The sequence below is a fragment of the Paenibacillus sp. PK3_47 genome (genome assembly GCF_023520895.1).
Classification (GTDB): Bacteria; Bacillota; Bacilli; order Paenibacillales; family Paenibacillaceae; genus Paenibacillus_AQ.
Window position 1 is genome coordinate 4,123,334 of sequence record NZ_CP026029.1, and the last position, 19,067, is coordinate 4,142,400.

Annotated in this window: 19 protein-coding genes and 1 riboswitch; of the genes, 8 read left to right on the forward strand and 11 right to left on the reverse strand. The window is 52.0% G+C overall.

What is annotated here, in order from left to right; all coding sequences use genetic code 11:
• The first annotated feature begins 185 nt into the window (after positions 1-185).
• Positions 186-266: riboswitch (glycine riboswitch) on the forward strand.
• Between the two features lie 140 nt (positions 267-406).
• On the forward strand, positions 407-1,792 hold the full coding sequence (locus C2I18_RS18345) for an amino acid permease (protein WP_249897190.1): 1,386 nt from the start codon (positions 407-409) through the stop codon (positions 1,790-1,792).
• Between the two features lie 34 nt (positions 1,793-1,826).
• Positions 1,827-2,498 carry a YdeI/OmpD-associated family protein gene (locus C2I18_RS18350; protein WP_249897191.1) on the forward strand — a complete coding sequence of 224 codons (672 nt, stop codon included), beginning with the start codon at positions 1,827-1,829 and terminating at the stop codon, positions 2,496-2,498.
• A 43-nt stretch (positions 2,499-2,541) separates the two neighbouring features.
• Here C2I18_RS18350 and C2I18_RS18355 read toward each other — a convergent pair whose 3' ends face one another.
• Genes C2I18_RS18355 through C2I18_RS18375 form a run of 5 tightly spaced genes read right to left on the reverse strand, consistent with a single transcriptional unit; the run spans position 2,542 to position 6,813 of the window.
• Positions 2,542-3,936: a HAMP domain-containing sensor histidine kinase gene (locus C2I18_RS18355; protein WP_249897192.1), complete on the reverse strand. Its 1,395-nt coding sequence runs from the start codon at positions 3,934-3,936 to the stop codon at positions 2,542-2,544.
• The gene (locus C2I18_RS18360; protein WP_249897193.1) at positions 3,924-4,586 is read right to left on the reverse strand and encodes a response regulator transcription factor; all 663 of its coding nucleotides are present in this window, start codon (positions 4,584-4,586) and stop codon (positions 3,924-3,926) included. Before C2I18_RS18360 ends, C2I18_RS18355 begins: the two co-directional genes overlap by 13 nt.
• Positions 4,587-4,615: 29 nt before the next feature.
• Positions 4,616-5,374, reverse strand: coding sequence for a lantibiotic immunity ABC transporter MutG family permease subunit (locus C2I18_RS18365; RefSeq protein WP_249897194.1), 759 nt, complete (start codon positions 5,372-5,374; stop codon positions 4,616-4,618).
• A gap of 1 nt (position 5,375) precedes the next feature.
• Entirely contained in the window at positions 5,376-6,047 is a 672-nt protein-coding gene (locus tag C2I18_RS18370; RefSeq protein WP_249897195.1) for a lantibiotic immunity ABC transporter MutE/EpiE family permease subunit, read from the reverse strand.
• Between the two features lie 49 nt (positions 6,048-6,096).
• Positions 6,097-6,813, reverse strand: coding sequence for a lantibiotic protection ABC transporter ATP-binding protein (locus C2I18_RS18375; RefSeq protein ID WP_249897196.1), 717 nt, complete (start codon positions 6,811-6,813; stop codon positions 6,097-6,099).
• Positions 6,814-7,075: 262 nt separating this feature from the next.
• Here C2I18_RS18375 and C2I18_RS18380 point away from each other — a divergent pair, with 262 nt between their 5' ends.
• From C2I18_RS18380 to C2I18_RS18400, 5 genes are all read left to right on the forward strand, one after another.
• Positions 7,076-7,534, forward strand: coding sequence for a helix-turn-helix domain-containing protein (locus C2I18_RS18380; protein WP_249897197.1), 459 nt, complete (start codon positions 7,076-7,078; stop codon positions 7,532-7,534).
• Between the two features lie 146 nt (positions 7,535-7,680).
• Positions 7,681-8,469, forward strand: coding sequence for a hypothetical protein (locus C2I18_RS18385; protein ID WP_249897198.1), 789 nt, complete (start codon positions 7,681-7,683; stop codon positions 8,467-8,469).
• Positions 8,470-8,561: 92 nt separating this feature from the next.
• Positions 8,562-8,750, forward strand: coding sequence for a hypothetical protein (locus tag C2I18_RS18390; protein ID WP_249897199.1), 189 nt, complete (start codon positions 8,562-8,564; stop codon positions 8,748-8,750).
• Positions 8,751-9,250: 500 nt separating this feature from the next.
• Entirely contained in the window at positions 9,251-9,823 is a 573-nt protein-coding gene (locus tag C2I18_RS18395) for a TetR/AcrR family transcriptional regulator (protein WP_249897200.1), read from the forward strand.
• A 104-nt stretch (positions 9,824-9,927) separates the two neighbouring features.
• On the forward strand, positions 9,928-12,024 hold the full coding sequence (locus C2I18_RS18400; protein WP_249897201.1) for a YhgE/Pip domain-containing protein: 2,097 nt from the start codon (positions 9,928-9,930) through the stop codon (positions 12,022-12,024).
• An 85-nt stretch (positions 12,025-12,109) separates the two neighbouring features.
• Here the strand turns inward: C2I18_RS18400 and C2I18_RS18405 are convergent, their stop codons facing one another.
• Entirely contained in the window at positions 12,110-13,042 is a 933-nt protein-coding gene (locus tag C2I18_RS18405; RefSeq protein WP_249897202.1) for a glycosyltransferase family 2 protein, read from the reverse strand.
• Between the two features lie 230 nt (positions 13,043-13,272).
• On the opposite strand from C2I18_RS18405, the gene C2I18_RS18410 reads away from it, so the two are divergent.
• Entirely contained in the window at positions 13,273-13,995 is a 723-nt protein-coding gene (locus C2I18_RS18410; protein WP_249897203.1) for a DsbA family oxidoreductase, read from the forward strand.
• Positions 13,996-14,401: 406 nt separating this feature from the next.
• On the opposite strand, the gene C2I18_RS18415 is transcribed toward C2I18_RS18410, so the two are convergent.
• From C2I18_RS18415 to C2I18_RS18435, 5 genes are all read right to left on the reverse strand, one after another.
• Positions 14,402-15,997, reverse strand: coding sequence for an oleate hydratase (locus C2I18_RS18415; protein ID WP_481857814.1), 1,596 nt, complete (start codon positions 15,995-15,997; stop codon positions 14,402-14,404).
• A 137-nt stretch (positions 15,998-16,134) separates the two neighbouring features.
• Entirely contained in the window at positions 16,135-16,710 is a 576-nt protein-coding gene (gene dhaS / locus C2I18_RS18420; RefSeq protein ID WP_249897205.1) for a dihydroxyacetone kinase transcriptional activator DhaS, read from the reverse strand.
• Positions 16,711-16,739: 29 nt separating this feature from the next.
• Positions 16,740-17,135: a hypothetical protein gene (locus C2I18_RS18425; RefSeq protein ID WP_249897206.1), complete on the reverse strand. Its 396-nt coding sequence runs from the start codon at positions 17,133-17,135 to the stop codon at positions 16,740-16,742.
• Between the two features lie 24 nt (positions 17,136-17,159).
• Positions 17,160-17,675 (reverse strand): hypothetical protein, encoded by a 516-nt coding sequence (locus C2I18_RS18430; RefSeq protein ID WP_249897207.1) that lies wholly within the window; start codon positions 17,673-17,675, stop codon positions 17,160-17,162.
• Between the two features lie 156 nt (positions 17,676-17,831).
• On the reverse strand, positions 17,832-18,857 hold the full coding sequence (locus C2I18_RS18435; protein ID WP_481857815.1) for an RluA family pseudouridine synthase: 1,026 nt from the start codon (positions 18,855-18,857) through the stop codon (positions 17,832-17,834).
• Positions 18,858-19,067: the final 210 nt, after the last annotated feature.

Sequence of the window (19,067 nt, forward strand, 5' to 3'; positions counted from 1 at the left end):
ACATCCAAAATTAGCTATCTTTTCATATGATTTTTTTACCTTTTGACCGGAATGAAATGGAAAGAGACTTTTTTCACAGATAGATACTCACACCGCAGGTAATATGTTAGAATATCTGAACAGCATTACAGCTTCACTAATTACATAATTCACAGGCTATGATTGCTATGGATCACACTATAGCAGGAGCAGCTTCTGGAGAGACTGCGGATTTTTCGCGGCGCCGAAGGGTTCACAATCTCAGGCAAAAGGACAGAAGAGTACAGAATAAAGATTTGTCATGCTGATCACAGTCAGCGGGGCAGGTTTATTATTTTGTATTCTTTGGTACCGGGAGATTGGATGATATCCAATCTCTTTTTTTTATGTTTTTTAGGCAGTGTACTTATTAAGGGGGAACTTAAGCATGGCACAGACAGAGTTAAAAAGAGAGCTGGCTAACCGGCATGTCCAGCTGATTGCAATCGGCGGCACCATCGGTACGGGATTATTCCTGGGATCGGGAAAAGCGATTCAGCAGGCCGGACCCTCCATCATGTTCACGTATCTGATCGTGGGGATCGCCGTATTTTTTGTAATGAGGGCACTGGGTGAGCTTCTGCTCTCCAAAGCGGGCTATCAGTCCTTTACGGATATCGCCGAGGATTATCTCGGTCCCCGGGCTGCGTTCATTACCGGCTGGACGTACTGGTTCTGCTGGATTATGACGGCGATGGCCGATGTGATTGCGGTTGGCGTGTATGTGCAGTACTGGTTTGATATTCCGCATTGGGTACCGGCCGTGATCTGCCTGATTATTTTACTCGGGCTTAATCTACTGACCGTCAAAAATTTCGGGGAGCTTGAATTCTGGTTTGCGCTGATCAAGGTGGTCACGATTCTTGCGCTGATCGGCATAGGGGTTGTTTTGCTGATTATAGGGTTCAAGACAGATGCAGGCTCGGTGACGGTCCGCAATTTATGGGAGCATGGAGGGATTTTCCCGAACGGTGTGACAGGCTTTTTATTTTCCTTCCAGATGGTCGTATTCGCTTATGTCGGGGTGGAGTTAGTTGGGGTATCGGCAGCTGAAACTGCAGACCCGGAGAAAAATATCCCTTCGGCGATCAACAAAATTCCGTTGCGGATTCTGTTCTTCTACGTCGGCGCGCTGTTCGTCCTGCTGTGCATTAATCCGTGGACCCAGCTCAGTCCGGCCGAAAGCCCGTTTGTACGGACCTTCAGTCTGGTAGGGATTCCGCTTGCTGCGGGGATTATTAACTTTGTCGTCTTGACCTCGGCGGCTTCGGCCTGCAACAGCGGAATGTTCTCGACGAGCCGGATACTGTATAATCTGAGCCGGAAGGATCAGGCGTCTGCACATTTTGCCAAGCTGAATAAAAACCATGTACCCGGCAACTCGCTGTTCATCTCTACGCTGGTTATTTCCGCCGGTGCGCTTTTGAGCAAGCTTATTCCGGAGCAGGCTTTTGGCATCGTAACCACCATCAGTGCAATTTGCTTCATATGGGTGTGGGGCGTCGTCCTCGTGTGCCATATCAAATATAAGAAAACCCGCCCGGATTTGCAGGCCAAATCCAAGTTCAAGGCACCTTTTACACCTGCAGTAAATTATATCGTACTTGCACTGTTCGCAGCGATTCTCGTAATTATGCTGATTGCTGAAGATACGCGTCCGGCGTTGTTGTTTACCCCGTTATGGTTTATCCTTTTATTTGTCCTGTATCCTCTGAATAAAAAGAAAAAGGACAGCGACAATAAAATTAACCATACCGAATCTTCCTTCCGTTAGGGACAGGACAACAAGCAGCAGGAGGGACAGTAGAATGGCTAAAACAATCGTAGAGAAGTTAAACCTGCATAAATTCAATAAGGCTGCTGTATTGTACACGCCCGAGGGTGAGGATAGTTTAGCGGAATTGACGGACTATGACACCGGGTTAACGGATGGTCCTTATGATCTCATTTTTGCGTATGTGCTTACTATGGAATCGCTCCAGGAGCTTGTGCAGACAGTGATTGAGCAGGGCTATCTTAATAAGGGAGGCTATTTGTACGCGGCTTATCCCAAAAAGGGCAACAAGGTGTATCCCGGCTATATTCACAGGGACAGCCTGTTTGCCGGAGTAGGAGCAGGTGAGGACGGCTATATCGGAACAAGCAGCCTGAAGTTTGCCCGGATGGTCGGCCTGAACGATGTGTTTACCGTTGTCGGATTCAAAGAGGAAGCCCGGAAGAACACTGCTGCATCATCCAGGCCAAGCCAGCGTGTAGATGATTATACGGCGAAGATCCCTGATGTAGAAAATGATCTGCAGGACAGCCCGGAGGCACTGGCCCTGTACCAGTCGCTTACTCCCGGCTATAAGAAGGACTGGGCCCGTTACGTGTACAGCGCCGTGCAGGAGGAAACCAGGGAGAAGCGGCGGGCAGAGATGAAGAGCATTCTGGGTCAAGGCTACAAAACCATGAATATCTATAGAAGAGAAAATCCTTAAGGTCCGGGAGAATCCTCCGCTGGGAAGGAGCAGCGGGCCGCTGTCACAAGTGCCCGCTGCAGTCTCCGGCAGCAGGAATGCTCAAGGTAACCTTTGCACCGCCTGAGGGTCCCGCATTCTCCAAGGTCAGCGTTCCGCCATGGTGCTGTGCAGCGGATTCGGCAATATACAGGCCCATTCCGTGATGGCTGCCGGAGCTCCGGCTCTGGTCACCCATGTAGAACTGGACTGCAGCTTCTTTCAGCTCGGCAGGAGAGAAGCCGCGGCCCGTATCCGTAACTGTGAAATGAACATAGTCTGCATCCCTCCGTATAAGTAAGGTTACGCTTCCCTGCGGGGGCGTATGCTCTACACCATTTGCCAATATATTTATAATTCCCCGCTGCAGCAGCTCCTTGTCCATCCGTATCCATTCCGGAATATCTTCATCTCCGCGGACCCCGGTACTCAGCTCTTTGCCGGTGGAAAGCGCCCTCAGCTGATGCTCCAATTCTCCTGCGAAATTTTTAAGGTTAACCGGCGATTGCTGCCGCACTGCGGATGACTGCAGGCTGGACAGATCAATAACCTCCTGTACGAAGGCTTCGATATCCTCTGCGCTTTTGAGAATGAACCCGTTATACTCCCGCTGGGTCTCATCCTGGCTTGTCTCCTGCAGCAGCTCTGCATTCCCTCTGATGATCGTAAGCGGAGTTTTGATATCATGGGCCAATGCAGAAATCTGCTCTCTGCGGGAGCGTTCCAGCTCCCACTGCTGCTTCAGCGAAGTCTGCAGGGCATCCTTCATCTGTTCCAGCGAGGCCAGCACATCATCGATCTCCCGGATACCGCTTGGTTCAACGGTGAACTCGAGATTTTCCCGCCGGATATTCCCGGTAGCCTCCTGGAGACCGGCCAGTTTCCCGGTGAGTTTACGGCCGAACCGGGCAGCAAGCAGCGCTGCCTGAAGCAGAATGCCAATAATGAAGAGCAGCACGCCCAGCAGCTGCGGATTCGGCAGAATGCTGCGCAGCAGGGGGGAGGCATATTGCGGCGTTAAGGTATACCGGAAGATCCAGAGCTCCTCTCCGTGCTGAGCGGCGGTATAGAAGTCAGAGTCCCGGTTCTTTCCCTGCGCTATAAGCTCCCGGGCATGAAGGGCCTCGGCCGTGGACAGATTGCCGTAGAGCAGTCTGCCGTCCTGGCTGAACACGGCATTATCCGGCAGTTTTGGAATGCTGTCCGGTGTAATTGGGCTGCCGGAGGCAAGTTTGTCCTTAAAGGCTTCAATCTCATTCTCCGCATAGTTGGCAGGCAGTACAATATTGGCCGAAAAAGCCAGCGTAAACAAACCCAGGAATGCTACCACCAGCACAATCGTACCCATGCTCAGGAACAGGAGATATTGCAGGAAAAAGGTGCGCAGACGTACAGTTTTGCTTTGTTTTACAGCTTCCACTTGTATCCAATCCCCCAGATCGTCTCAATAGCTTCTATGTCCCATTTGTTCAGCTTGGCGCGGATGTTTTTGATATGCTCTGTAATAGCGCTGGCGTCACTGTCCCCCTCCAGTCCAAAGACCCTTTCATAAATCTGCTCCTTGGAAAACACCTGCCCCCGGCTGCGCGCCAGAAACTCACAAATTTCATATTCGCTTTTGGTCAGCGGTATTTTGTTGTCATGGACATGGAGCTCTTTGCCCGAAAGGTTGAAGACCACATTGTCCAGGTACAGGACATTCCGCCGTTCCCTTGCTTCACGTCTGAGATGGGCGCCGATCCGGGCCCGCAGGGCACCGATGCCGAACGGCTTTAGAATATAATCGTCTGCGCCCAGTCCCAGGCCGTACATAAGATCGCTCTCCAGCGTTTTGGCCGTCAAAAAAAGAATCGGGCAATCCACCGAAGCGCGGATCTCCCGGCACAGTGTAAAGCCGTCGATGACCGGCATCATGACATCGAGCAGAATAAGGTCATAGCTGCCTAGATCCATCTGCTGTACTTTGGCTGAATCCGCCAGCGTTGTCACCAGATGCCGGTCTGTGCTGAGCGCATTCCGGATCAGCGACAGAATCGCGGGTTCATCGTCGACCACCAGTATTTTTGCCATATGCATTCCCTCTATTATAAGTAGTCTTTCTAATTATCGGCAGATCCGCCTTCCCAGCGCAGAAACCAGAAGCAGGAGAGGACCGCAGCCAGAAGCGTTCCTGCTGCACAAGCTGCAATTCCTGCATCCAGTCCTGATACTGAAGAGGATAGTGTAACACCTGAAGTATAAACAGACCAGAGTGAAGAAAAACGGGCCCCCCAGGCAAAAGGCACGAACGGCCAGATTCCATCGCCCAGTCCGGTAAGCAGCAGAGCTGCAACAAGGCTCCCCACGATCCCTGTCCCGATGGAGAGTCCCTTTCCATAACGCAGGCTGAGAAAACTGTGCAGCAAATAGAGAAATATACTGCTTCCGGACAAAATCAGCGCACTGTTCCCATAGAACAGCAGACCGGGGCCGTCCTGGCGCAGCACTTGATGAAAGCCCGCTCCAAACAGGAGGCAGGCCAGCAGGAGGCTGCCAAGGCCGAACAGCAGCAGGAGCAGCAGCTTGCTTATATAAACGGCAAGTTTGCGGCCGGGCAGCGCCAGCATTCCCTGGAACCTCCCGGCTGATGCCTCCTGCTCAGCAGCCATAGCGCAGGCCAGTCCAATCAGTGTAGGGAGAGCGCAGGCCAGCACCTGTAAAAAGGCAAGAATCTTGCTGCTGGAACTCCATGGGGAGTAGGAATAATACGCCAGGAATAATCCCGCTGCAGTGAGCGGGGCCAGCAGGTGGATCAGCAGAAACGGAGTGCGCCTGGTCTTAAGCAGGTCAGCGCTTAGAAGCTTCGTTATAGAGGCCATGTTACTTCGCCTCCTGCCTGCGGAACTTGTGCGCCGTAAGGAAGAACAGCAATCCGAACCATGCCAGGGAAACCAGGACATCCGCAAGAATGTTCCCCGTATCCCGCAGCGGACTGTCCGCCGGTACGGGCAGTCCGTTCGGCAGGATGAAGAGCACCGGGCACATCAGCCGGAACGTAAGGGTATAAGGCATGAAATCCCACAGTCCGCCAATATCGAAGGTAACGACACCCAGAACATTGCCGAACATATTAAGCAGTACAGCAGCGAAAAGTCCGAAGCGTGAAGCCAGGAACAGGCATAACGGAATCTGCCACAGAAACGTGATGAAGATCAGGAGGCTGCCGGCCATACTGTTCTGAAGCGGAATGGTGCCGCCGAACAGCATCCCTCCGGCGGTAATGCCCAGGAAGAATACCGATAGGATGCATAGGAGCCATCCGGCGCACGCGGCGGTTTTGCCGGCCCAGATCATCCGCAGATCCACCGGCAGCGCCAGTATTCCGCGGTACTTCATCCGGGCATCCTTTTGTACAGCCAGGGAACAGGCCAGCGTCAGCGCCCCGGGGAGCAGCATGGTATACCACCAGTTATAAGCCCCGCTCTGAAAAAAACGTCCGCCCATAAGAAAGGCGCAGAGAAGCAGGGTGAACACCGGTGCAAGCCAAAGCATAACAGGAATGAACGTACGCCTCCAGGTTAAACGTTCAGCCCTTATGTAGTTAAGCATGCCCGTCACCCGCCCTCCGGTTCCCGGCAGCGACCTGCATGAACAATGCCTCAAGTTCTTCGCCGTGCGGAACTTCTCCCTGATAGCCCAAAGCCCCGCCGGCAATAATGCCGATCTGGTCCACTACCTGCTCGACTTCAGAGAGAATGTGACTCGACAGAATTACAGTAATGCCCTGCCGGGGGAACGAACGGATCAGCTCCCGCAGCTCCTGAATGCCAATGGGGTCGAGCCCGTTAGTCGGTTCGTCCAGAATCAGCAGCTTCGGATGGTTCAGCAGTGCAATGGCAATGCCCAGCCGCTGCTTCATGCCCATGGAGAACTGTCCGGCGCGTTTTTTGCCGGTATGCGCCAGATCAACGATAGCGAGCGTTTCATCGATCCGTGACTCCGGCAATCCGAGCGCCAGGGTACGCACCTTGAGATTCTCTCTGGCTGTCAGATTCTCATACAGCGGCGGCGACTCAATGAGGGTGCCAATTCCGCCCAGGTCCTTCCGGGTCCAGGCATGGCCGTCAAAGAGGATGCTCCCGGAGCCGGGGCGCAGCATGCCGCAGACCATTTTAAGGGTTGTTGATTTGCCTGCGCCGTTCGGGCCGAGCAGGCCGTACACCGAGTTCCGGGGAACGGCTAGCGATACCTTGTCCACGGCCGGCTGTTGTTTGAAGCTTTTACAGAGGTCTTTCGTTTCCAAAATTAAATCCTGCATATTTTATCATCCTTTCCTATCCACATTCATAGTGTAAGGAACGATTCTAAGGATTTTATAAGGAAAGCTCAGGCTGCGGCAAAATAGGCCCGGGGACATTTTCAGCTATGCGGACATGTTACTATAATAACAGGCTATTAGCCGTCAAAGTCGCACAAATACAGGGGGCAACGCAAGGTTGCGCCTTGATGCACCTACAATTAGCTTTACTGCAGCCGCATATTCCGTTAATACTGTAATCGTCAGAAAGGCGTTGAGACACATGATTTTTAGTGAACGGCTGAAAAAGGAAAGAGAGAAGAAAGGCTGGTCCCAGGCGGAGCTCGCGGAAAAAATTCACGTCAGCCGGCAGTCTGTCTCCAAATGGGAGACCGGCAAAAACTATCCGAGTATCGAGGTCATCATTGATCTGAGCGACCTATTCGGGGTGACGATCGACGAACTGCTGAGGAGTGATGCAGAGTTGAAGGAGAAGGTTATACAGGACAGCAGGCAGCTGGCACATCCAAAATGGAAGATGCTGTTTGACAGTGTGTTTTTATTAGGCGTTTTTTTGCTGGTCATCAAGATTGTGATCATCGCTCTGAATTATTTTGCCGGGACAAATATTCTCATACTCGAAGGACTGCCGAAGGCGGTGGCCAACTTTCTGCCGCTCGTTCTGATGGTAGTGGGCGGAGTGGGGAGTGACCAGCTGAAGGATAAGTATGTGACCTCGTAGCTCTAATTTTTCAATGATTGACACCGGCCTGCACCTATGATAATTTCGGAGTAAGAAAACAAAGGCAATGTAACCTTAGGGTTCAACCTCGCTGAAAAGTGGGTTGGGCCCTTTTTGCATTTTCCCATTCAAAAGGAGGATTCTTGATGTTGAGAACAGAATTGCTGCTGCAGCGGCTGAAGGAAATTGGCGGGTCGCTTGAGCGCAAAGGCGGAGCCCTGTTATTGTTAGGCGTGGGTTCGGTAGGCGTTGAGCTTAACCGTATGGATGAGTATTCGGATTTGGATTTTTTTGTGATCGTGAAGCCCGGACTCAAAGACAGATACATTGACCGCCTGGATTGGCTCGAAGATGTTCACCCTTTGGCTTATGCGTTTAAAAATTCAGATGTTGGCTGCAAGATTTTGTTCGGGGACGGGGTTTACGGGGAATATGCGGTGTTTGAGGAAAAAGAACTGGCGGATGCTTCGTACACTGAAGGCCGGGTGGTCTGGAAGGATCCTTTGTATAAACATCCGGGAATTGAGAAACCGGCCAAGCCGGTTCAGAGCAAGAGAAATGACTCCCTCGATTATCCCCTGAATGAGGCTTTGACTAATTTGTATGTGGGGCTAGGCAGATATGCCCGGGGAGAATGTCTGTCTGCGGCACGGTTCGTTCAAAGCTATGCGGTGGACAGTATTCTGTCTGTGCTGCACCTGCTGGAGCCGGAGGTGGATTATTATCCTGACCCTTTTGGCAATGAGAGACGGCTGGAGAAGAGATTCCCGTATTTTGCCGAGAAAATAGGACAGATGATCCAGGGCTACGACCGGGTGCCGGAATCCGCACTCTGCATATTGAACTTCCTGGAAGGAGTGTATCCCGTCAATCCTGTGTTAAGCGAGGAAATACGGCGTTTGGCTAAGGAGATTAGGAGCGGACAGTATATGTAGAGAGCAATTATACGTACTGGTATTGCCCGGAAAATTTCGATGAAATTACTGATTTTACTAAAGAAAACTGGTTAAACTACAGATGTGCCGTCATGAAAAGAGTAGGTGATAAGGTGGAGATACGCTTTAAACTGGAAACCTTCGAGCATTATGAATATGACGGAAGGGAAACCAGGGCATTAATCATTGAAGAGACAGAGGATGAGGATTACATCCGCAATATAGTACCCGTCATCCAAGAGGTTATCCGGCAGCACAGTATCGGACTCACCAATTCTTAAAAAATATAGCAGGCAGAGCGGCAGTCCAGGGCAATTTCTCCCCTCCCCGGCTGCCGCTTTTATATTAGACTGGTGCGCACACGGACTTCATGTAGAGGATGTAACCCATACTTGGAGGCTAACGGACCGAGGTTCCCTTATTTGCAAAATAACCGGGGATCGGCCAGGCTAACGGACACCAGGGGCGTTATTCCCTCGGATTGTCCCCAAATCTGCTGCAAATAGTAAAAATAACGCCCCTACGGTCCGTTAGCCTGCCGAAAAAGCTAAATATCGGGAAATAACGGATGTACGGTCCGTTAGCGTCACAGGTGGGAGCAGGCTGGCTACGGGAAAAATGGTTTGTACACACATCCAGACGAGTGAATTAAATGAAATTTAAATTAAAGCATTGTTTTCTTCCTCAGAACATGTTAAATTGTTAATTGACTGATTGACCAAAAATAAAATTTAGTCATTCATCCACCGATCCGGAGATTATAAAGGAAGGGAGTCTTGACATGGCTATCGACCGTAAAGCGCTGATTCTGCAGGCGGCAACGAAGTCTTTTGTGCAGTTCGGCTATAAAGCGACAACGATGGAGCAGGTATCCAAAATTGCGAATGTCGGAAAAGGGACGATTTATACCTTTTTTAAAACCAAAGATGAGCTGTTCGCAGAAATTCTGGACAAGGCCTCCCAGGAGCTGATTTCGGTAATGAACCGGGTGGCAGCGGAAAATAACAAGTTTATTGACAAGCTGTTCAATTTGCTCGATTCGATCTTAGAATTCCGTTCCGATCATGAATTATTCGTCAAGCTGGCGCAGGAGGTACGCGATATCGGTACGGTTCAGGCGATGGAAGGTGTGAAGCAGATGGAGGCTTATGCACTGGATTTTCTGAGACAGCAGATTGATCTGGCCATCGAACAGAAAGAAGTGAAGTCTTGTGATTCCAGCGTAGCGGCATTTATGATCCTCAGGCTGTATCTGGCGCTCACCACAGAATGGAACAGGGCGCATGAACCGCTGAATGAGACGCTCATTAAGGAGCATATGATGCTGTTCATCTCTAACGGGATTTTGAAGTAGCAGTGATAGTCCTCGCCTACAGGGAAGGGGCTATTTTTTTCGGACGAAATGATGTTTGTTGAAAGTTTTCATTACATTTACAAGGGAAGATTGGAGGAATAGCTGTGAAAGCTTTACATGTGTTTTGGAAGGATCTGCAGATCCTGGTGAAGAAGCCGATGCTTCTGCTCACTTTACTTGGCGTGGCAATACTGCCGACGCTCTACAGCAGCTTTCTGGTGGAGGGGTCCTGGGATCCTTACGGCAATACCTCGAAGCTTCCGGTCGCAGTAGTCAACCTGGATACAGGGGCGCAGTATGAGGGCAAGTCCATGGAGGTCGGTAAAGATTTTGTGGATGAGCTGAAAACGAACAGTGATTTTAACTGGAAATTTGTTGATGCAGCCGAGGCCGAAGACGGCATGGCGCACAACCGCTATTATATGACCATTACGATTCCGGCTGATTTCTCAGCCAATGCTACGACTTTGACGCAGGAGCATCCGGTGCAGTCGGAGATTGTGTTTGAACCGAACAGCGATTACAACTTTGTCGCCGGCCAGATCGGCAGCAGCGCGATGAAGGAGCTGAAATCCAAGCTCTCTGCACAGATTACGGAAGCTTATACCCGCAGTATGTACGAACAGGTAGATACGATTTCTGCCGGACTGGGTGACGCAGGCAGCGGGGCAAGTGAGCTGCAGGAAGGTGCGGGGAAATTAACGGACGGCTTGTCGACGCTGAAGACTAATCTTAGCAAGCTGGCCAGCGGAACGACTGAGCTGAAAAGCGGCTTGAAGCTGGTGTTTGATGGAGCGCACAGTCTGAGTGACGGTACAGGAACCCTTACACAGGGGACAGCAGACCTGGCCAGCGGCCTCGGCGAACTGAATAAGGCGGAACAGCAGCTGCAGCAAGGTGCGAAGAAGTCGCAGAGCGGCGCCGTCCAATTGCAGCAGGGGCTGGAATCCTCTGCTGCAGGCAGCAGCGAGCTTAAGGACGGCTTGACCGCTTCCGAAGCGGCGAGCAGCCAGCTGGCAGCCGGAGCGGAGCAAGTGGCAGGCGGGCTGGAACAGCTGCTTGCCGCATCCCCTGAGCTGCAGGAGAATGAGCAGCTCAAGCAGCTGCTTGCCGCAAGCAAGCAGGTGGCGGAAGGCAGCAAGCAGCTGCACACCGGCCAGGAGCAGCTGCTTGCAGGCAGCACCAAGCTCGCAGACGGCGAGCAGCAGCTGTATCAGGGCGCTTCGCAGCTGGCAGACGGCGGATCACAGCTTACCGCAGGGCTGAGCACCTTCGGCGAGAAGCTGAATGAAGCAACGGCAGGCAGCAGCAAGCTGGCCACAGGCGCAGCAGCCTTGAACAAAGGCGCTGCCCAGCTGGAGCAGGGCCTGACCAAGCTGGCCGGCGGTGTAGACGGCTTGTCGGACGGCGCCGGCCAGCTGACAAGCGGAGCCGTCCAGCTGAAGGATGGCGCCGGCAAGCTTGCCGACGGCAGCAGTGAACTGGCTCAGAAATTGAACGATGCCGCAGCCGAAACCTCGGATGTGAATTCCAGTGACGATACCGTAACGATGTTCGCGGAACCGGTGAAGCTGGTAGAGAAGACGGATTACAAGCTGGATCATTACGGTCTCGGGATTGCACCTTATTTCCTGTCACTGGCTTTGTTTATGGGCGCGCTGGTGTTCACCACAGTCTTTTCCTTACGCGAATCGAATGTGCCCGGAGCAACGCCAATGGGTAAATTCGCCAGCCGTACGCTGATTTTTGTGCTGGTCAGTGTGATCCAGTCCCTTCTGGCTGACGTGGTGTTATTGAATGTATTGAAGCTTGAGGTGCACAGCGTACCGCTGTTTTATCTCTTCACCCTTATTGTCAGCTTCACCTTTACAATGATTGTCCAGGCACTGGTTACCTGGTTCGATAATCCGGGGCGCTTCCTGGCGATCGTGCTGATGATCTTCCAGTTAACCTCAAGTGCGGGAACCTTCCCGCTGGAGCTGCTGCCGCAGTGGATGCAGAAGATCAATCCTTGGCTTCCGATGACCCACGGCATTGTCGGCTACAAAGCGATTATCGCCAGCGGCGATTATACAGTACTGAGAGAACAGATGGTCTATCTGCTAAGCTATGCCGTCGTCTTCCTCTTCCTGACCTTCCTGTACTTCCTGCGCCAGCAAATGAGACGCAAGGATGTACCCGCAGCCGGACAACCGGCGTAACCGGCATGGCAAAAACTCCCGCCTCCCTATAAGGGTCAGGCGGGAGTTTTTTTGTTTGCAGCTGAGGGGAGGGGATTACGGGGAGTTAGTCCAGCATAAATTCCCTATATTTGTTCTTGCGTGGATTCAGTACAAAGAGAATACCGCTTGCGTAGCCTGAGACGGCATTGAAATTCCGCTTAAGCGTAGCTTTGACTGCCAGATAGGACAATGTCCACAGCAGGGCGGCATAATTTGTCACCGGGGCTTTACGCAGATTTAGCAGATAATAATGGTTAACTGCGGTGGCCCTGGCGACCCGGCCCGCCTTATCACGGGAGCTCGGGGATTCGTGATGGGTAATTTTCAGATCGGGGTTGATTACGAGCTTGCCATATTTGCTGGCGAGATGGCACATATAAATATCATCAGCTACGGCATAACTTGTCATCCACGGATAAGGCTTCATATCCTTCAAAGACGTCCGCCGGAACGACATATTGCAGCCATGGAAAAAATCTGTCTCAAAGGTGTCCTGCGTCTTCTCCCAGAGCATGAGAGAGCCTGCCAGTGTACTGGCCGACAGTCTGCCGGGCGAGGAGGACATCTGGCAGGTGAGCATACCGAGCAGTTTGCCGGATCTGCTGCTGGAGAGGCCTTTGGCAATGCCGCCTACGCCGACAATCGTGGGGTCTGATTCGTATGTATCCAGCATCCGGCGGATGTACAGCGGATCATCCAGCTCCGCGTCGTCATCAAAGCTCAGCAGGATTTCTCCGTCGATCAGTCCGAGCGCTTCGTAACGGGAGAGCCATACGCCCGGCTGCTTCTTGCGGTAATAACGCAGCTCCGCATTAGGCATCTGTGCAAGCACTTTGCGGAAATAGTCGAGAGTGGCCTCATCAATATCGCCATCATCGACAATCAGCAGCTCAATCGAGACGTCTTCCAGCTCTGTCTGCCTGCCGATGGATTCGATACACAAGGTGAGGTCTTTGATCCTGTTGCGTGTAGGGATGACTATAGATACATCATGCATGCGCTGGCTCCTTTCGGGACGCCTAAACCGTCCGCTAGCATTTATACAAGCTTCCGAAAAGCACGTGTTGCTCTAATTTTACCCTGCCACCCGGAATGTCGTATATACCACTTTCGTTTACTTTTATAGCGCAGCTTGTCATTTTAAGTTTTTAACTATATAATTGTAAGTGACGTATGAATAGTTAATGTCCTGGTCTATACAGGATATAACTTTAGGAGGAATTTAATGTGAGAATTGATATATGGTCTGATTACGCCTGCCCGTTCTGTTATATCGGCAAAAGACGGCTTGAGCATGCGCTGAGCCAATTCGAGGCCCGTGATCAGGTAGAGGTGGTCTTCCGCAGCTTCCAGCTGGATCCGAACGCCCGTGTGGATTTGACGAGAGATATTCATGATCAGCTGGCGGTCAAATACGGCATGACCCGTGAGAAAGCCAAGGAAATGAACAACCAGCTGGCTGAACAGGCCAGAGGCGTCGGCCTTGAGTTTAATTTTGATACGGTGGTGCATACGAATACGTTTGACAGCCACCGCCTGAGCCATTTCGCTGCATCCAAAGGAAAAGCCAAAGAGATGACCGAACGCCTGCTGCAGGCCTATTTCACTGATACGGTGAACATTGGTGACCGCGAAGTACTTGCCGGGCTCGCCGCAGAGGTAGGATTGGACGCGGCCGAAACAGCAGCCGTACTAGACAGCGATGCTTATGGTGACGAAGTGAACAACGACATCGCCGCAGCGCAGCAGCTGAACATCACCGGCGTGCCGTTCTTTGTGTTCAACAACAAATATGCGGTGTCCGGCGCACAGCCGGGTCCGGTATTTACCGAGGTGCTGGATACCGTGTGGGCTGAAGAGCAGAACACGCCTGCGCTGCAGGTCATCGGCAAACCACAGTCCCAGGCGCCTGATGCCGAAGGCTGCGACGACGGTTCCTGCAATATTTAATTTGTGTCCCCGGCCCTGTTGATTTTCTGTGATGATATGGAAAATGGCCTCAGGGAGTGTGTACAGCTCAAGCTAAGTGGAAATTCTCCATCTATCTCACTGATAAACGCCGGTTTCCCGATACTTGTTGGAAAAACTCCACTTAAATGTACCGGACAAGCCTCTAAAATCCTCTATCCGCCGTATTAGCTGGAGAATTTCCAACTAAAGGTCATAAATGACCAAAAAGTACCGAATTTGATGGAGGAAATCCAACTAAACTCTGCAGCGAGCACTCGAACTGGAGCAGACTGATTCTGGCGGATTACCAGACTGTAGAAAACTCTAAAAAGTACCCATACCACAAGCTCCATGTACAGCAAAAACCCTCCCTTTGAGCAATCAAAAGGGAGGGTTTTTGCTATATCTATCTGAAAGAAGTCACCAGCCCGGACAGCAGCGTCCGCACATCGTACTGGTACTGCTTGATCGGCTCTACCGGACGGTTGATGCCAAGCAGGGTATAGACGGCGATTCTGGCCGCTCTGACCGAATATTCCTCGGTGAAGACGACGTCGTCAGGAATTTCGCAGAACTGGCTGATGAACGCGAGGTTCGTGGAGCCTTCCGGTACAACCTTCGGCCGGTCGCTGCTGAGCCGCGGCATGAACTGGGAGGTGATGTACGGCATCATGCAGGGGATACAGTTGGCCGTAGCCATGATCTCCTCCTTATGCGCTTCAAAATGCAGATGGCCGATCAGCTCCTCCATAATTTCCTCACCGGTACAGTCGCACATTCTTTTGTGGACATAATTCCCAATCTTGTCCGGATACAGGCCATAACCCCAGAACACCTTGACATGCTCAGGCTGACCCCGGAAATGCGGCTGGAATGCCAGGACTACAGACATGAACCAGCTGGAATCCTTGAAGGTGACCAGTGCGCCGGTACCGGCCCGGTTGCGGGTGAATTTCTCCATCAGATCAAAGAAGACGGAATCCTTGAACGTAACGGTGAACGACTCCCATTTGGATTCATCTACGTAGTCGGCAAAAGGAGACGGATTGCCGAGTCCCGGCTTTTTGGCCGCAATGTTCTCCCACAGCTTCCACGAGCTGCCTTTGCCGTTCAGACGCGGGGCTGAGGTCATCGAGCCGAGGCTTGAGCCTTCGGTCATCGAGCCGTTTGTGACAATGACGAGATCGCCCTCTTTTACCTCGATAACATCTTCAATACCCTGGCGCGATACATTCATCCCGGTCACGGTAATGCCGTCGCCTTCTGCAAACTGCAGATCCGTTACCGTACATTTCAGGGAGAAGTCTACACCAAAAGGGGCCAAATACTGCTGCAGCGGCAAAATAATCGAGTCATACTGGTTGTAAGGCGTCCGCGTCACCCCTTCAAGGGTCTGAATACGCGGGAACTCATGCATGAAGCGCAGCATATACCGTTTGAATTCCACCGCACTGTGCCAGGGTTGGAAGGCGAATGTTGTGGCCCACATATACCAGAAATTTGTGGTGAAAAAATGCGGTCCGAACCAGTCGTTAATCCGCGCTTTGCCCATCGCCTCTTCCGGTGTGATCAGCAGCTTGCCCAGCGCCAGCCGGTCCCCCATATCAAAGCCCATCGACAGCACATCCTCAACCTCACCTTTACTGTTCACCAGTCTGGCATTGGAGTGGGTAGGGTTGGCGTCGTCAAATTCGGTGATTTCCTCGCGGACCGATTTACCCGGATGGTCGATCGAAGGAATGGTGCTGAGCAGCTCCCACAAGTTCTCATACGCTTCATCGTTCAGCATCCGTCCGCCGCGGATCACATATCCGTGCTCTTCGCTGCCTGCGCCGTCATTGCTGCCGCCGAGAATGTGCATTTCTTCAATAATATGAATGTTCTTGCCCGGAAAATCACAATCCCTGACCAGATAAGCCGCACCCGCAAGGGATGCAATTCCCCCGCCCACAAAATACACCTGCCGGTTACCATACTCTTTTTTCACTGAGCTCGCCTCCATAGGGTTCCTGATTGCTGGTACTGACCCTAAATGTAAACCAAGGCTTCTGCTGCAGGTATCATCAAAAGTGCCGGAGTGTACGGATTCTGGTCACTTGGTGCAAAGTGTATAGATTTATGACAAAAAAAGCCGCACCCCTAACGGAGCGACGGCTTCTGATCGTATTTCTGCAGCGCCTTGAGAAAATTGCCCTCAATCAGCACACTGAGCTGCTCAATCATATACTTGGGCTGGTCCTTCATGCCGTCACGCATCCACTGGATAATGAGGCCGGTGAAGGCGAGGGTGTAGAAGTTGGCAATGAAGCTTTTGTCTTCTGAAGAGACCTCGAGTCCCTCTGCCAGCTCATGGATGACGCCCATAACCAGGTCATGGGTCACCTCGTACAGATAGGCATCCAGATGGGTCCGGCCCAGCGAGTCCAGCGTGTTGTAGCAGAAGGCCCTGTTATTTTCGATATAGCAAAAGATTCTGTAAAAGCCGTCCGTCCAGGTACTGTAGCTGCGGTATCCCGCAAGGCTCTCGACAGCCTCTGTCTTATAAATCCAGCCCAGCAGGTCAAAAATATCCTGAAAATGATAATAAAAGGTCTGGCGGTTCACCCCGCAATGGCTGACCAGATGCCTGACAGAGATTTTATTCAGCGGGGTATGCTCCATCAGCTGCTTGAGCGAATGGGCGAGCGCTTTTTTGGTGAGGAGGGCAGTGGACATGGGATGATCACCTCATCTAAGGAATAGCCTTAGTTTTTCCGCAAATGCAGGACCAGCAGCAGGACACCTTCGACGACCAGACCGAGGGCGAATCCGCCCAGCAGCATCATGGCAAAAGACAAAAAGCCCGCAAGATCCTCCCACCCGGACATATCTTTATATGCAGAGCTGTAGAGCAGAGCCAGGCCAACCATTATCCCCAGCGTTGTAAACCACCAGATCAGCCGGGCACCCAGCCAGCCCAAAAGATGCAGGATACCGGACACGGCAAAGGCAAGAATGGCAAACCGCAGCGCAATCAGCGTATCAAAATTCTCATCCAGTAAAAAAATACGGTGCATAATCAGCAGCAGCCACAGGATAAAGCCGTAAGCGGCCATCCAGTAAAGCCAGCGGGTGCTTTTGGCAGGCGGCAAAAAGTTCATGGTCCGGTTCACTCCAATCAGCGGTTAGATTTTTTCCAGTTCCTCCGCGCTTTGCAGCAGAAACTTCAGCAGATCCGGGAGGTCTTCCATTTGCTCTTCATTGATCTGTCTGTTGAACTGCAGTTCAATAATGTTACTGTACACGCTGTCTTCAGCGCCGTAGATAAAGCTTAAGGTCTGGACTGGCGTCAGGTCGGACCCCCAAATGGCAGACAGAACATTCTTCACAGCCTTACACTGCTCTGAGGGTTCGGTGATATCCAGATAGAAACGCAGCAGCAGACTGCAGCCCGGGTTACTGCCCGGTGTTTCCAGGATTTCGTCACCGAGATCCTTCACCGAGGAGCGCAGCACAAGCTCAGAGGTGACTTTTGCCGCACCGTACAGCTGAAACGAAAGGCCGAATTCACGGGACATCAGCGCCAGATCCAGCCTGTCGTACCGGTCGGTAACGGTGAGCAGGCCATCCAGGTTATCATAGTCGTAAATCTGGTTCTCGAGCGAAACTTTAATATTCTCAAAAACAGTAGGGTGGAACAAATCGGCACCTTCTCGCAGATTCTTATATTTTTTCTACATTGTATCATGATCAGCGTGTGATCTCATGTTCTCATGTATATGCAAAAAGGGCCGCTCATACAGCAGACAGGCTGTAGGGCGACCCTTGGAGCTGCAGCAAAGGCTGCGGCGAGTGGATTAGTTGGCCGGGGCAGGTGCAGTGTATTTCAGGAATGTCTTCGGCACCGGACTCTCAAAGGTCAGCAGCTCCCCGCTGGTTGGATGCACAAAGGAAAGCAGCCGTGCATGCAGTCCCAGCCGGCCCACGGCCTTCGTCTCCGCACCGTATTTCTTGTCCCCGGCGATGGGGTGGCCGATATCTGCCATATGCACGCGGATCTGGTTTTTGCGTCCGGTCTCCAGCTTCACCTCAAGCAGGGAGAAATGGCGGTTTGCCTGAATCAGCTTATAGTGGGTCACGGCATGCAGCCCGTCGCCTTCATGGTGGCTGGAGTACATCTTCAGCGTAGAGGTTTCCTTCAGCCAGGAGCTGATGGTGCCTTCCGGTTTTTTGACTGCGCCTTCCACAAGGGCTACGTAAGAGCGCTCCTTGACGGTATCCTTCCACGAATTCTGCAGCGCCTGCTGGATCCGTTCGCTTTTGGCAAACATCATCACACCGGAGGTATCGCGGTCCAGCCGGTGTACCACATATACGCGGTTACGCGGATTGGCTAGACGGACATGCTCCATGAGCTGGCGGTAAGCCGTCAGCTCATTGTCTTCTCCGGTAGCGATGGACAGCAGTCCCGCATCCTTCTGAATAACAATGATATCATCGTCTTCATGGACGATCGTGAGTCCGGTCAGTTCTTTGGCCGGTGCCGGCTTTTCCTGATCAATGGCTACAACCTGTCCCGGCTGGAGCGGGAAATTATGCTTGGTGACAGATTGGCCGTTCACCGAGACTTGTCCGCGGGAGAGCAGCGATTTGACTGCATTGCGTCCACGGTTCGTAATATGCTCCAGCAGGAAGGGCAGAAGCTCTGCCGGTTCTTTTACCGTATAGGTTTTAACAGGTGCCGGTGTCTTCATGGATGCTCCCGGTTTACCGTTTGCTGTATGGGTATGGTTTCTTGAACTCCGCTGATGCTGGGATTTGGGGCCTTGTCCCGGTTTGGCACCGCGCCCCGCAGCTGCTTTCGGATTTCTTCTGGTATTCATGCGGCATTCTCCGTCCTCTTAATAGGATACTCCTCAATATACCACGGGCAGTAAAGAAACGCTACGGATGGGACTTATACATACAGCAGCACTCCAATAATCAGCTGTTTTTATGTAATTTTCGTGAAAAAGACCTGCCGGCTTTCGGATTCCCGAGGTTGCCCAATGCCCCGTTGCCCGGTAAACTAAAGAGAGAAAGTTCTAAGGAGT